This is a genomic window from Anaerospora hongkongensis (genome assembly GCF_004339805.1).
Classification (GTDB): domain Bacteria; phylum Bacillota; class Negativicutes; order Sporomusales; family DSM-15969; genus Anaerospora; species Anaerospora hongkongensis.
Window position 1 is genome coordinate 1 of sequence record NZ_SLUI01000023.1, and the last position, 14,854, is coordinate 14,854.

The 14,854-nt window shown below is 38.3% G+C and carries 15 protein-coding genes and 1 riboswitch; of the genes, 8 read left to right on the forward strand and 7 right to left on the reverse strand.

All coding sequences use genetic code 11. The features are described from left to right. The first annotated feature begins 561 nt into the window (after window positions 1–561). From EV210_RS21420 to EV210_RS21440, 5 genes are all read left to right on the forward strand, one after another. Window positions 562–1,647, forward strand: coding sequence for a M48 family metallopeptidase (locus EV210_RS21420; protein WP_132083483.1), 1,086 nt, complete (start codon window positions 562–564; stop codon window positions 1,645–1,647). Window positions 1,648–1,775: 128 nt separating this feature from the next. Then, window positions 1,776–3,140 (forward strand): hypothetical protein, encoded by a 1,365-nt coding sequence (locus tag EV210_RS21425; RefSeq protein WP_132083485.1) that lies wholly within the window; start codon window positions 1,776–1,778, stop codon window positions 3,138–3,140. Window positions 3,141–3,690: 550 nt separating this feature from the next. After that, on the forward strand, window positions 3,691–4,101 hold the full coding sequence (locus EV210_RS21430; protein ID WP_132083486.1) for a helix-turn-helix domain-containing protein: 411 nt from the start codon (window positions 3,691–3,693) through the stop codon (window positions 4,099–4,101). A 326-nt stretch (window positions 4,102–4,427) separates the two neighbouring features. Then, a complete protein-coding gene (locus EV210_RS21435; RefSeq protein WP_132083488.1) occupies window positions 4,428–5,522 on the forward strand; it encodes an SWIM zinc finger family protein in 1,095 nt (364 codons plus the stop codon). 99 nt (window positions 5,523–5,621) lie between these two features. Further along, on the forward strand, window positions 5,622–6,464 hold the full coding sequence (locus EV210_RS21440) for a competence protein CoiA family protein (RefSeq protein ID WP_132083490.1): 843 nt from the start codon (window positions 5,622–5,624) through the stop codon (window positions 6,462–6,464). A 620-nt stretch (window positions 6,465–7,084) separates the two neighbouring features. Here the strand turns inward: EV210_RS21440 and EV210_RS22805 are convergent. The 5 genes from EV210_RS22805 to EV210_RS21460 all read right to left on the reverse strand — a co-directional run bounded on the left by EV210_RS22805 (window position 7,085) and on the right by EV210_RS21460 (window position 9,845). Beyond that, complete coding sequence (locus EV210_RS22805; RefSeq protein ID WP_165898992.1) at window positions 7,085–7,261, reverse strand: hypothetical protein; 177 nt, start codon at window positions 7,259–7,261, stop codon at window positions 7,085–7,087. A 10-nt stretch (window positions 7,262–7,271) separates the two neighbouring features. Then, window positions 7,272–7,502 (reverse strand): hypothetical protein, encoded by a 231-nt coding sequence (locus EV210_RS21445; protein WP_132083492.1) that lies wholly within the window; start codon window positions 7,500–7,502, stop codon window positions 7,272–7,274. 188 nt (window positions 7,503–7,690) lie between these two features. After that, window positions 7,691–8,329 carry a Fic family protein gene (locus EV210_RS21450; RefSeq protein ID WP_132083494.1) on the reverse strand — a complete coding sequence of 213 codons (639 nt, stop codon included), beginning with the start codon at window positions 8,327–8,329 and terminating at the stop codon, window positions 7,691–7,693. Window positions 8,330–8,468: 139 nt separating this feature from the next. Beyond that, window positions 8,469–8,780, reverse strand: a complete 312-nt coding sequence (locus EV210_RS21455) for a hypothetical protein (protein ID WP_132083496.1) — start codon at window positions 8,778–8,780, stop codon at window positions 8,469–8,471. A 57-nt stretch (window positions 8,781–8,837) separates the two neighbouring features. Beyond that, window positions 8,838–9,845, reverse strand: a complete 1,008-nt coding sequence (locus EV210_RS21460; RefSeq protein ID WP_132083498.1) for a hypothetical protein — start codon at window positions 9,843–9,845, stop codon at window positions 8,838–8,840. Window positions 9,846–10,377: 532 nt separating this feature from the next. Continuing rightward, window positions 10,378–10,457, reverse strand: a riboswitch (ZMP/ZTP riboswitch). 139 nt (window positions 10,458–10,596) lie between these two features. On the opposite strand from EV210_RS21460, the gene EV210_RS21465 reads away from it, so the two are divergent. The 3 genes from EV210_RS21465 (at window position 10,597) to EV210_RS21475 (ending at window position 12,358) form a co-directional block, all read left to right on the forward strand. Then, window positions 10,597–11,241 (forward strand): hypothetical protein, encoded by a 645-nt coding sequence (locus EV210_RS21465; RefSeq protein ID WP_132083500.1) that lies wholly within the window; start codon window positions 10,597–10,599, stop codon window positions 11,239–11,241. A gap of 251 nt (window positions 11,242–11,492) precedes the next feature. Further along, complete coding sequence (locus EV210_RS21470; RefSeq protein ID WP_243650672.1) at window positions 11,493–12,065, forward strand: site-specific integrase; 573 nt, start codon at window positions 11,493–11,495, stop codon at window positions 12,063–12,065. An 11-nt stretch (window positions 12,066–12,076) separates the two neighbouring features. Further along, entirely contained in the window at window positions 12,077–12,358 is a 282-nt protein-coding gene (locus EV210_RS21475; RefSeq protein ID WP_132083502.1) for a hypothetical protein, read from the forward strand. A gap of 50 nt (window positions 12,359–12,408) precedes the next feature. On the opposite strand, the gene cptIN is transcribed toward EV210_RS21475, so the two are convergent. Beyond that, window positions 12,409–12,939 (reverse strand): type III toxin-antitoxin system CptIN family toxin, encoded by a 531-nt coding sequence (gene cptIN / locus EV210_RS21480; RefSeq protein WP_132083504.1) that lies wholly within the window; start codon window positions 12,937–12,939, stop codon window positions 12,409–12,411. Window positions 12,940–13,240: 301 nt separating this feature from the next. Beyond that, the gene (locus EV210_RS21485) at window positions 13,241–14,854 is read right to left on the reverse strand and encodes a hypothetical protein (protein ID WP_132083506.1); all 1,614 of its coding nucleotides are present in this window, start codon (window positions 14,852–14,854) and stop codon (window positions 13,241–13,243) included.

Here is a 14,854-nt window from a genome sequence, read left to right on the forward strand (position 1 = left end):
TTTTTTAATTGATACGGGCTTATGGGTTTTTAGTTAAATCTTCACTTACGGGAAGGGGAGAGAGATAAACTACTCTATAGGGGAGTTTGGGACAGCATAAAAGAGCAAACAAAAGCGCCTCCAAATATGGAAGCGGAACCGGAAGTGAATACGGAAGTGTAGGTTTAAAATATTCTATAAAGATGGTTTTAACGGCACTATCATCGACGCAATAGCTCTGCAGCTCGGATCGATGATAGTGCCAGCCAATATGGGTAACCATTGCTGATAAATCTATAATCGTTGTTGGGGAACGGAAAAAGATTCGGTTAATTGCGATTAATCGGGACAATAGAAATAATGCTACGGAACCTGCGCATTATTTCTATTGTCTTAACAGGGGGTCATATTTTTATATCTAGGCCGGACTTTACTCCGGTCTTTTTTATGCCAGTTTTTAGAGGTAAAATAAATAAACTGAAATTTCATTATAAATATAAAATATGTGTTGAATTTACAATTATTAATATTGTATTATATTTAAGTATCATTGAAGGATAAAAATACCAATGGAGGGTTAAAATGCCAAATTGTCGGAGTTTAAGACGATTAGTAACAACTGGAGTAATTGCAATTATATTGTCTTTCCCACTCATCTCCCAGCCTGTTAGCGCCACTGGTTTAGAAATATTAGGTGTTGGCTTGCAGATTAAACTGGCAAAAGACGAAATTAAGAAATTAGAAACCAACGGTAAACCGGATATGATGAATTCGATTGAAAAAGACTTTGGTACTTCTTATAATCCAGAAACCGCTGAACTTCTTGACAGTATATCTACAAAGCTTATTGCATCTGTTCAAAAAACTGAGCAAATAAAAACTCCATTTTTATTTCATAACAACGCTAATCAGGCGTTTAATGCTACCAGATATCCAAGCAATGTAATTACAATTAATGACGGTGTTTATAAATTTTTGAACAACAATCAAGACGAACTTGCGATGGTAATAGGCCACGAAATTGGGCACGGTCAGGGCGAGCACCTAATGAAAGATATAGATAAAGTATTGGGACTGCAAGCACTTGCAGGCTTGTATCTTAATAAAAATGATGATAATTTTTCACAAATATTTACAAATATTGTTTATAAGCAAGTTAAAAATGGAAATTGGTCCCAAAAAAATGAGTCAGATGCGGATCGGCGCGGATTTCACTATGCTACAGAATCAGGATTCAACCCGGGCGCTGGTGCTGCTGTTTGGGCAAGAATAATTGCCAAAAGTGGGGAAGGGGAGCAAAATGTATTGGCTGCTTTCGCCAATCCTTCTGATCACCCTGCACATAGAAAACGTATTGAGAACCACAAGAAATGGATGACAGAGTACAGTGGTAACCGGATTAGTGTCAAAAAAACGACTATTACGCTTGATGGAAAAGACCTAATGACAGTAAATAAAGCCGGCAGCTATGAAGCAGAAGAGCGTACTTACATAATAGCAGGTAACCTTAGTAGGGCCTTTCATGATAACCCTAAAAATTTAGGTGATGCTTGGGTAAATGAAAATGGAACAGTGTATCTGGGTGGTCAGATTATAGCGACTCCACGAGGTGAAGACACACCGGCCTGGACGATAGCAGATATGCTCAATGCCATAAATAAGAAGTAAATACAAAATGGAGCTTGGTCATTGACCAGGCTCTTTTTTATATGGATTTGTACTGTGCAAAATTTCGTTTTAACAATCCCTTATGCTATAATTACGCACATTCAAAAAACTATAAAAGAGGTGTAAAAATGCTCAACAAAAAACTGCTGATAGCAGTTCTCGGTTGTGCGGTGATGATAAGTACAATGCAAATTGCTCTTGCTGAACCAGCAAAGCCAGAAATCGCTAATAAAGGTTACAACATCCCCTATGAAGACCGGCAGGCCGACTATCAGCTCGTAATTGGCACATATCCACCAAATTTATTGGCTGGCAAGCAACTCGCCATGAGCTACATGCTAACCACAAAAAACGATGTACAGATTAAGGATATTGTTATTCGCCGGACCGTAACCAATACAGAAACAAATAATCCTGAAACGCTTGCACTTAGACTAGATACTCCTACGTGCTGGAGAGTAGTCGCGGATAACATTCCGGAAGGAAGATTGGATTACACAGTCTCTTATACGGTTGTAAGAGCGAAAACTAAAACCGTAACACCGGTAAGCTCTAAATTCTCCTTGAATGTTGCGCAGATAGGTCAAACTGCCGGCACCGCAAGCGAAGAATATTCCTTGGCTGATATGGAAACAGCACAACAGTTAACTGCAGTTGAAATCGCAAAGCTAGAAGCCGGTCAGTCGATCACCGATATTAAGGCTGATGGATTTACTGCCGTAAAAGCTGAAGAGCACGCTAACAGCGATCAGGCAAGCAAGGGGCAGTTAAACGTAAATATCGATAAGGATGGCAATCCTAAAAACGCTTGGTCTGATGCCAACCAACAAGAAGAACAGTCTGAAAAGCGTACACAGACCTTAAAAGGATTGCTTTTAATGGCAACAGCATTAGCTGCTAGCAAAGGTGCTAAAGGCGCTGCAGTCGCATTAGGAGCAGGATTAATTGCCACAACTGTAATAACCAATCGTCGGAAGGCTGCAGCTTTAGGGACACTATCGCCGGCAGCAATAAAAGCTCCAGCATCTGCACTATTCGGGGAAGCTGCAGTCAAAAAAAATGAAGAAATCGCAAAACGGTTAGAAGCATCTCGTGCTAAAACACCATCTGAACCTGTTCCCCAAAAAGAAGAAACTCCATATGTAGCACCACAATCGACAAAACGCAAATCTGAAAATGAAGAATCAGCCTATAATACACAGTCAGAAATACACAGCCAGGTGGAAGAAACTCCACAGCCGTCGATTGCTGACCTTAAGAGGCAAGAAGAAGTAATACTGGGAACAACGTATCAACCGGTTTGGATCACTAGCTCAATCAGCATGGTTAATGGCGAGTATTACTACACAGACCCCGGTACAAGCCAGACATTCCATTACAGCCAGGTCCGGGGGCCAGTAGCTGTAGGTAATGGACAAGTGCTACAAGATGGGCATTTTTACAAGGTATCTCGCATTGGAATGATGCAAATAAAACCTTCACAAATAAGCTAATAACAAAAGGACCGCAATAAATGCGGTCCTTTTGTTATTAGCAATGCAGAAAAATAAAAAAAACACCCCCGCCCATGAGCGAAAGAGGGTTTTTAGCCCTACAAAACTGGTCCTGTAGGGGGCGACGGTGCAGGATCAACCCTCCGTCAGTGTTAGTATATACTGAACTATAGATATATACAATGTACTATTTTTACAACACAATAGGGCTTATTGCATTTGGTTAATATCATTTGGTATAAGATAAAAGGTAAGCCGATTATTTTATAATTCCAGACATTTAGCGGCTTCACACCATCTTTTTATTGCACATAGTTAATAATATTGGTATAAGAAAAACGGAGATATATGGAGATAACGAGAGTTATTTAAAAATAATTTCAATTTTTAGCAGTATTTAGTTGTATTTATCAATATTTGGCAGTATAATATATACATATAGAACAATTTCATATTACATATAAAAAATTAGTAGGGATATACAACGCGCAGCGCAGAGCTGCAACTTGTATTACCCCTACTTTTTTATTTTGAAAGGACGGAAGATGAAATGATTGAAACAATGTACACAACCGAAGAGGTAGCAGAAATCCTAAGAGTTGGCGTAAAAGCAGTGTACTATAAAATCCAAAAAGGTAAGCTGACAACAGTAAGAGAGGGCAAGCGTCATCTTATTAAAGAGAGTGTTTTACAGGCTTATATTGTAGCTAATACGCCAGGAATGATTACATTAGACGAGATAATTAAAAATCTGATCGGCATGGAAAAATCCGATGACTTTAAAGAAGATGTAATTTGCGCATTCGAAGATTATTCTTATCTGGGCGAAAGCTATGTTTATGTAGAGAAGCAACAGAACGGCGATTATACGTATTACACTGCAAAGGTCGATCACGTAAATGCTCCTAGAATAACAATTTGGGTAGAAGATGGCTATGTAGTTAACGCTTATGTATCCTAAAAGAAAGGACAAGCGGAATATATCAAGATGAACCACATTAACAGCTCTCCATCTGTAAGCGATGAATTCAGTGAAGAAGTTAATGCAATATTAGGTGATGACTATGAGGATAATGAAGAATAGGCAGGAAGCCCCGGACTCCACCTAAATTACCAGTAAAGGATGTAGACTTCAACTCACATTTAATGAGTACCGATCATTAAGTTCGGTACTCATTTTTGCTATTAGCTTAGGTTCATTTTCTCGCTGAATGGGATGTTGCAGGAGTTTTTCAAAATTACCAGAAGGTCTAAAAAACGATCCGTTTTTTATGGGGTGATTTACGTATGATGATAGCTATTATTTTAGTTATTGGTATTGTTCTAGTTGCAGTTTTTTTTAATCGAAATTCTAGCGATAAAATATCAGGGACAGATTCCTTTGAACGATGTTCTAAAACTCCAAGTTTCGGAGGACCAGGTGAGGATTTATGGAGAAAATGGCCCGAAGAAATTCATTCTGAACCTGCACAACAAACGAGGGTCAAGCAACTTAATGATGTTAGTGTGATTAGTGAATATGATCCGGCTAATCAAATTGCTGTTTATAATCGCTTTACGGTAACTCCCCTAGACTGCACTTGTTCCGACTTCCAAAAGAGACAAAAACCGTGTAAGCATATGTACTACCTCATGAGCGAACTATACAACGATGCAGAATTCTTCAAAGCTGCTTATCCGAAAAAGAATTCTTGGGGCAATTGGGACAGTAGAATACATTTAGTATATAATCAGCAAAAACGTCAGAACAGAATGAAAGAGGTAGTTATAGAAAGAATTAATAACGATCAACAAACGGCGACTATTAACAGTTGCCAGGTTACCTTAGGGTCATGCTCTTGCAGAGACTTTCAACAACGTCAAGTTCCCTGTAAACATATCTATAGACTAGCTAACGAACTTGGACTTTTAAATATCCGACAACCAGTATATAACACACAATCTATACCCAATACGCTAGAAGCTACTCGCGAAAGAATTCATTCATTATCTAATTCTGCCCGTCTCCATTTTCATGACATTTTAGCTTATCGACAGTTTCCTAATCCCTACAGGAAAGATGCAGCCGAAATGACCTTCTATGAAACTAGGCAAAAAGGTATAAATTTTGATCATACGATAAACGAACTAATGGCTGCTGGTTTGATTATAAGGAGTTATGATCCAAGCATTGTCTATAGCCTTTTCACCAAGGAAGAACTGCTCGTTCTAATGGATGACCCAAGGTATTCCCCTAAAAAGTCTTGGTCAAAATCCAAATGCATTGATTTTTTTGTGGCTAACTACCCGGAAAAATCAAAAAGCATCATTGAAAGAAGTAATGTAATCGATTTGCCAACGGAAGTTAAGGGGTTTGAAGCAAATATTGCAAAAATAGTGTAATTCTACACGATTAGAACCCTGCTCCGGGATTCTGTATCTTACTTGATTCAATACTAAAAAGGAAACGCAAAAACGCTTTTTGGGGCAGGGGGTGAAATAATGCTGCCATTTGGTCAACGCGGCGATACTTTAGTGTCGGTCAATGATGTAGATAGAGGACTTCAAGAAGATGTTGTTTGTCCGTCGTGTCAAGTCCCGCTTGTAGCACGCAAAGGCAAAAAGAAAACACACCATTTTGCACACCATAACGGGGATGACTGCTCTACTGGTCTCCAAACAGTCTTACATATACGAGCCAAGGAAATTATTGCGGAGGCAAAAACCATATTTGTTCCCGGATATTCGATACAATTGCCTTGTCGCATGAGGAAACGTGAGTTCAACATTATAACCCCTCAAAAAGTCACTTTAGATAATGTATGGCTAGAAAAGCACCTAGACAATATCATCCCTGATGTCTTCGCCAAAACAAAAGCCCATGGTAGAGAGCTGCTTGTAGAAATACGAGTTTCACATGCGGTTGATCAATCCAAACTAGACCGTATCAAAAGTATGAATTATTCAGCAATAGAGGTTGATTTGTCAGACCTTCACGCTAAAGGATACGACGATGAAGTCTTGCGAAAACGCCTTATAGAACAAGATGACCGCAAAAAATGGTTACATAGTCCTAAAATTAATGGTATTAAAGACGATGTTATAATGACGGCCTTATATGAAACTTGCTCAGTTAAAGCAGTTCATGAACGGTGGTTGTCATTAGGTTGCCCAGCTAAAGGTTGGAAGACAATTTTGTATTATGATTGCTACGTGTGCAATTACGTCTATAGCGATAACATCAATCCAACACGCGAAATTTGGTGCGGCTATAAGTCTAAGATTGAGGATTATGATTCTTTGCTACAAAGTATGAAAAGGAAGAAACAGCAACAGGGTTTATAAAACAAAGACGCTTACTAGATTGATTTAGCCAGGCGCGAGAAGCGCAAATACTTTCAGAAGACAGCCAGCACTGCAATTTGTTTCAGGTTAAAAGTTAAAAAGTTATAATAAAATGCACTTTTTTAACTCAAGAGGCCGCAACGGAGGGTGTAAAAAGTATAACTTCTTATAACTTTTTAACCCGGTGTTATAAACAAAGTAGCCCCGCAATTTTGCAGGGCTACTTTGTTTTAGGTCCAATAAACTTATTGCGCTCGACTTCGGTTAGTGATTCCGGATCACGCTCATTAGCTTTGCACCACTTATGCAAGTCGCGTACTCTTAAAGACGGCGAGCTCCCCTCGGCTGCAGTCCAGAAACACCATCCACACGCCAAACAAGTATGTTCCTTCCGAAAGTCTGCAGTCTTAACTACATTGGCACTGCCACATGTGGAGCAACGAATATTTTGCATTAAGTCTTCGTTCCCTTCAAAAAAGTCATCGTGGAACCGAGAAAAATTTACACGTTTTTGCATTATGCCTTGCCTTATTACATGGCATAAGTCCAGATAAATCAAGGGTTCGTAGCGCATTTACATTGGCCCTTGCCTTTTACGAGAAAATGATAGTAAATATTTGTTAATGCGGGGATTGAGAAAATGAAATTAAAAGCAATTTGGGGTTGCCGTTTCGGACAACGATAGGTATATCTCCTTTCAGGGAGGCCGGAGCTGCAGCCGGATCAAGCAAGCTAACAGTTATTCCCCACTCTTTAAACTTAGCTAAAACAAGAGCTTGTCTCTCTTCTTTAGTCATAAATCACACCTCATTTGCTATCAATTTCTCGTATAGATTGCAATAATCTTTTGTAATTTTTTTCGCTACTGCGCAGATATTCGGTCTCATCTACAATCTGAAAATTTTGCAGTGTATATAGATAATCTTCTCCAGTTTCATCAATGACTCGCCAAAATGGCCCTTCTTTTCCAAGAACGGTATATACTTTCCCATACACAAACCGCATTGAATCACTTTCGCCGATGTATTTTACTTTCATAAAACCGTCCTAATTTACAGTGTTAAATATAGTATAGCAAATAGCCCGAAAACCTAGCAAATTCGCGGCCTTTCAGACTTGAAAGTAAATCAAAAAATATTGTTTAAAAAGTATAAATAAAAAGGGAGCAACCGTCCTTACAGGCGGTAGCCCCCTTTAAATGCCTTATTCTCCAGCGCACATATAGACTATTTTTCGATGTATACTATACATTTTTCCGCAAGGAATCTAATTATACTGTCAGCCTGGTTGTTTTCATAAAAATCTGCCATTAACGTGTTAAACTCGTTGATATCTTTTGCGCTAATATTAAATACCCCGTAACCGGCTTTAAGCAATATGCCACTTCCTATTAACCTTGCCGTGCGTTTATTACCACCCTGGTAAAATTTATTTTGTGTCGCCCAAAGAAACAAATGGATCGCTTGTTCTATTTCATTTTTATTCTCCAATATGGTTGGCAGCTCTCGATCAAATTTATCGGGATTTAAAGAAGCTGGATACGTATTAGACCCGACAATCCTCGCATTAACCCGGCAAAACATATCTTTAGTAACGTTAAAGGTATTAGTCTTTACTGCTTCCAAAACCAGTTGCCAAGCGTACATGATATTCAAGACTTGCTGCACATCATTGATTGTGTGTCCATCAACGGATACTCCGTCAAACAGAGTTTTCACTTCTGGGAAGGTAATGGGATTGTTTTCTAACTGTGATATATCAAAAATATACTCCGGCAACATGCGCTTTGCAGAAAACAAAGCAAATTTTGCATCTTTTATCATGTTTTTCGGTATAACAACCTTATATATATAATCAAACAGCATATTCATCACCTCTAGCTTTATTATAAACAGAGGATAGCATTAATTTTTATACAAACAAAAGGAGTATAGCCTATTAACTATACTCCTTTTGTTTGTATTTCTCCGGCGTAAGCAATGCCCTATTTATTCAATCATCGCACTATTTTTCTGCTTCAATTATTTTTTTTGCGGCCTTCTCGACAGCTTTATCGTCACCCTCCTTTTCTTTTTCAACAGCTTTCTTAAGAATATCATATACTTCAGCTTCACCGTATGTCATATTCTTTGCTACTTTTGTTGTGGCTATCTTTGCTTTTGCCATTTCATATTCATTTTTAGCTCGTTTCTTATATTCTTTGGCTTTTTCTTCATATTTTTCGTTATCGGCCCACTTCTTAAATTTATTCCCCTTTTTAATATAAGATGCTGCTATCTTTAGACGTTTTTTAACTTCTTTTTCTTCTTTTGACAAGTTTACACCCCACTTTATAGGCTGAAGCCCTAAATGAGGGCTATTTTTGTCTTGGCCTCAGTCAAACAGGCTAAAGTTAAGCTCTACAATAATACTTTGTAGTGGAATAGATTCTGCTTCACAAAATTTCTTAATGTCAAAGAAAATAGACCAACCAATATCTTTATTCCGCACCTCAAGAAAGGTATGTATGCCCTCAGTTTGTATAGAAATAAAGCCATATTGCTCCAATAATCTCACTTCATGTATCATAATATTTTGATCAATATTGAAGGCAGTACGAACGTCGTATTCATTTGCTACAAGTGAGTCTACTAAGTTACCATATATAGAAATAGATTTTATTATAATTGCAGTTAAGACTACTCTCGTTTGTTTGCTTAATTTACTTAGATTTGTTAATAACTTGTCAAAGTCAATTTTTGTTGATGCGAGTTCTGATGTTGTTTGATGCCAAGCTCGTGAGCTGTTTAGGCGGCTTAATGTCTGCGCTTGATTACCCATATTAAATTTAGTAAAAAGAAAATTAGCTGATGGAGATTCATTACGCTTTAGTGATTGATTAAAATCCTGAGTATCGACTAATCCACTAGTAAAAATTTTGACTGCACTATCAGGACCTATAGTAGAAACATATTCTCCTCCATGCATTTTAAAGGTGTTTATTAAATAATTAACCTTAAATGATAAATCTTTTTTTCCATCCCACAAAGGACTACATATTAATAAATACCATCTATTAAGTCCAAAAACATTTGAATCCGAATGTTGGCTTTTTACTTTTGACGAAAAATCTTTTTCCTTAACGTCGAAATGACTTTTTATTTGGAATCCAACCTTATAAGAATTATTAAGGTTAGTTACAAGTAAGTCAACCCCATGATCATTTAATGCTTGCGTAGTTTGAATTTGAATGTTTCCGAGTAAATGTTGATGATTATAAAGAAACATTTTTAACTGCTCAATCAGCTCGGCATGTGGTTTATCAGTAAAGTAACAAGTCTCGTCGACTGCAGCAACACCTCTATTTAAGAGGATATTCATTCTCTCAATAAAATCCTGCATTTTTGTCCCCTTAATTTTTAAAATAAATTAAGTCCTTATTAATCTACTTATTATTTCCCTAGGTTATTGGTTTTTCCCTTCTGCGGGCTTTTTAACATCTTTGCAATCGTTAATTAAAGATTACATTAATTGCTTGAAGCAATAAGTTGAGTATTATACTCAAGCGGCTTGACAGTAAAAGAAAAGAGTAGTATAAAAAAGGATAGGCAATATGCCTATCCTTTTAGCCTTACCGGAATTCAATGTGAAGAGCGATGGATTTAATGCGCCTTGTGAGCTGGTAAACGATTGAGGCCGTAGCCAGTCCCCAGAAGTACAGTTCCATTCCTTTCACCTCCCTTAAACAGAATATCTATGTAATCGAGAAGCGAGTTCCTAGCTCGCTTCTCTGTCTTTTTTTGCGGGTTAGTGGACTTGTCCCTATTACATATTATTCAGCACGCTTATTTTCCTTCCCTACTTTCCCAATTCCGAAGTGATTTTTGCCCTTTAAAAACACAAAAACCGCCTGAGGCGTACTTAAAGTACACTCAAACGGTGCCCAGGCAGTCGGCTTAATCAACGATACAGTCCTTGTGGTACTCCACTGATCTGCCAGTCCTGTATCGCAGTTTTATTAATTATATTATATATTTCAAGGAAAAATAAGTCAATCGCAATATATTTTAAAAATAATTTTGAATATGAACTTGAATATATTTTTGAATACATATATAATATAAAACATAATACATGTTAAGGAGTGATTGTCGTGGTTATTAATAAAAATGGTAAAACATCTCGGGCTGAGTCACGGATTCTTGCAAGATTTAGTGGTGCTATTGCTGCAAAGAAAAAAAATATTACGTTCAACATTAATGAAGAATTACTTGAGCGCCTTGATACAGTCGCTGCAATGTTTAGTGCCAACGATGGAAATACCACAAGAACAGATATTATTGAAGATGCGCTGACATCATACATCGAAACTGCTGAGGATTTTTTCGAAGAGCAAAACTTGAAAGAGGATCAGGATATAACATCATATACTAATCCTGATGACGATACAGCAGTGTTCCCGGCAATCAATGATAACTTTAGTAGTATTTTTATTGCCGATCAGGAGTGGAGATATGTTCGTGTAGCAGAGTCTAGGAGAAATAAAATAAAATATATCGCTTTATATCGCGGTGCGCCAATATCTGCTATTACGCATTACGCCGAGGTTATTGATGTAAGCGACCAAATTCCGGAAAAAGATAATAAGCGGGTTATAAAAGTAAAAGAACCCGTACCTTTACCTCACTCTGTAGAATTAGGAAATATAACTGTGCAATCAGTGCGTAAATTGTTCTACACTAAGTTAAATCAATTAAAAGCTGTTGCAACAGTAGAAGAGCTGCTATACATGAAGTAGATAAACATATAAAAGGGACTGCACTAAAGTACAGTCCCTTTATTGTGAACATCAGTGTGTTAAAGCTAAATAAGCATTTACCCAATGTAATGAATTATGAAAAAGATTACATTCATAAAATGCCCTTAAAGCCATATAGAATATAACGTAGTTAAACTTTTTCTATAAATACCTGGTTTATTTCTCGCATTGTATGTAATGTTTTGGTAAAATATAGATATAAATATTACATATATGGGATGGCGTTTAATGTGGCAATAAAAAAAGGCGACTGTATCACTGTAGAACCTATACGAGATATCAAAAAGCTGAACAAGATGAAAGACTATCTATTGAAATCAAATGAACGTGACTACCTGATGTTTGTTATAGGGATTAACTCAGGGCTTCGTATTGGTGATCTACTAAGCCTTACTGTTGATGATGTAGCGGGTAAGGACTACATTACTATTCGGGAAGAGAAGACCGACAAGATTAAAAGATTTGCCCTATCTGATGCCTGCAAGAAGGCCATCAAGGACTATCTAAAGAACAGTGGTCAAACTGAAGGTTTTCTTTTTAAGAGTCGTAAGGGTGACAAGGCAATATCAACCGTACAGGCATGGCGTATTATTAACGATGCTGCAGCGTTCGCAAAGATCGGCGAGAACATCGGTACACATACAATGCGAAAGACATTTGGTTACCATGCATTACGCAAAGGCATAGACATAGCGTATATCATGGAGTGCCTTAATCATTCTTCCGCAGCTATTACTAAACGATATATAGGCATCACACAAGATGAATTAAACGATAAGGTATACCTTAACATGAACCTATAGAGGAGATACAAATGGATAATGTAACTAACTGGACCCGAGATTTAGCCAGCTTAGAACCTCTGGAAGAATATGAAAACAGATATGTCCAATGCAACCTGGCTCCGCTGCTGCTCTCTCCGGAATTAGCCCAGGACATTGTAAGTCTACACGACCCCCAAAATGAGGATAATTTTAACCTGCTAATTATATCCCTCTTAGCCGACACCATTAAACAACGCAAATTAGCCATAAAGGAAGAGGCCGAAAAACTTCGAAACGAGCTAAATTATCTGTTAAAAAAATTTAACAACTAATTATCAACAAAAATAAACCGGCCTAATTAGGCCGGTTGTTTTGGGTTATATTATGGGGTAGTAGTCGGAGTTGTTGGTGTAACTATTGGCGTAGGCGGAGTTAACTTTGCCAATAATTGTGTTTCGATTGCCAGCACATCGGGAAAGATTAATCCCAGGCCCTTTCTATGCATTATAAGTGCCTTTTTGGCCTTCGTCTCAATCTCTGACGATAATTTAGAAGGAAGAATGATAGGCTGTCCATTATTAGCATTAAGATACTGATTGTTAATATATGACGGTATAACAGGGCACATATTCTGTATTAAGAAGGCTTTTCTTTCACCTAAAACATACCCAAAATGTATTGTGTAGCAAGCTCCATGCTTGGCTAATTTATCGTCGTGATATTTTTGATATTTGGGAGTTTGAGAAGAAATAGGAACAGCCCAATAAATACCCGTTGCATCATCTTTAAACGAATAATAGCATGGTCGGTTATGCGGTCTACCGTTAATTATTTCTTTGTTTTTCATTAAGCGGGTATCGGGAAAATCAATAAAATATTGATCTTTAATAAAGTAAAAATTTCCGCTGTACATTTAAACTCTCCCTACAAAGCAGTAAAGTCCTATCTAGTAGATAGAACTTTACAAAACATTTGAACCCTGACCTCTTATAACCCGCTTATCAGGTTGCGGTTACATTTGAACCCTGACCTTTTATAACCCGCTTATCAGGCCGCGGCTACATTTGAAGAGAATTCTTCACTAATAGTATAACCAAAAATTAAGGAAATGTCAACGCTTGAGCCTATAATCTTATATTACTATATATTCCATTGCTTTTTAACATTTTATTCAAAAAAAAGCCAGCTAATTTTAGCTGGCTTTTTTTATAGTATCAATTTAAAAATCGATCAATTCGGTTCATATCCCAGGTATGTTTTAAGTCCGTATAAGCACTACCTTCCTGGTACTGCTTCGCAAGAGCCTCCTTGCTTGCAGCATCGATGCCGCGTTGCTTAAGTAGTGCTGCTGCATCCTTAAACAGTGGAGTCATAGTTTTATAGTTTTCCTTACGAACATCGTCAGGAGTTTTGTTAGACTGCAGCGCCGCTATTGCTTGTTTACTATTCGCAGCCGCTTTAGCAGCTTCAGGGGTTTCTACCGTCAAGCCGCCAGGCTGCTTTACCACACCAGGATTAATTGATCCACCGCCCAGGTAGCTACCTAAAGAATTTAGTAGACTTCCTACGCCGTTCAGCAGGCCCGTATTGTTATCACTTACCTTATTACTGTTGTTATTATTAGGGAAGCCTTGCGGAGCTGTAAGTTGTTGCATAGTCGTAGTTGGCTCAGCTATTGTATTTAAGTCCATCTGACCTGCCTGCTGACCACCAGTATCGTTGCCGTTAATAGGCTCTACCTTTCCCTTATCTTTTTCCTTAGTTTCTTTACTTAGCTGAGGAAGTGTATCCAATGTATCGAATCCTAAACCAGATTGATAAGCGTTATTGTTGTATTCTGTGCCGTTTTGCTCGTTAGCGGTCGCAAAAGTATTAAGCTCGTTAACTAGCGTCCGGACTATTACAGTAACAGTACCTTTACGAGGAGGTTTATTAGGTAGAAGTTCGGCATATCTAAATTTAAAGGTTTTCTCTGCCTTGGTGGCCTGTGCATACCATTCAGATTTGTTGAGCACTGGTGCGCCCCAAACTACACAAGGTCCAAAAGTAAACACGCCAGCCGAATAGGTTACATTAGTGCGTACCAGTGGGTTAAGCGGGTCTATATAGCCGAAAGCTCGAACGCATTGCGGTCCATCGATTTTAACGGAGAAGGAACTGTTGTCTGACAGCTTAAAAGCAAGCTGGCCTGCAATCTGAGACATCTCTTGCTCCGTAATACCACCATTCGGAATATTTGCGTTTCCCTGCCCCATCGATTGCTCCGTACCTGTGCTTTCTATAACTTCACCAGTGGAGTATTGACCGGAGACACTACCGAGAGCACTGGCAGGATTAGCGGTAAGAGCCGTACCATTTGCAAGCATACCTAATGTTCCTGTTTCCGGATTAATTAAATCCCCGCCTTTTCCAATAACTGCAGGAATCTCGGTGGCAACGCCACTGTTAAGACTAGCTACAGCAGATGCGAGATCATCGGCGCTGCCGCCAATGTGCCCAAACGCCTCCTGTATGGCAAGCGAAATGCCTTCATCCATCGTTTTATTACCTAAAACATTTGTTTGTAAAAACTTGTCTACGAATCTTGCTCCAAAGTCTTTTATAGCTTGTGTAGGATTGGTTGCTAAAGTATTTACAGCACTATACGCCTTAGCGCCACAGCTGGGATCGTTTGTAATATTCATAATTCCAAGGCATTTATCGTTTACGTTTATCCCTGTAATTACGGAAGGAATACCCGCTTGGTTTATAGTGTTTGCTGCCTCTGTAGTAGAGCAGACGGAGGCCAGAGCCACCGCCAAAACACTGGCTAATAGGTGTTTTTTCAC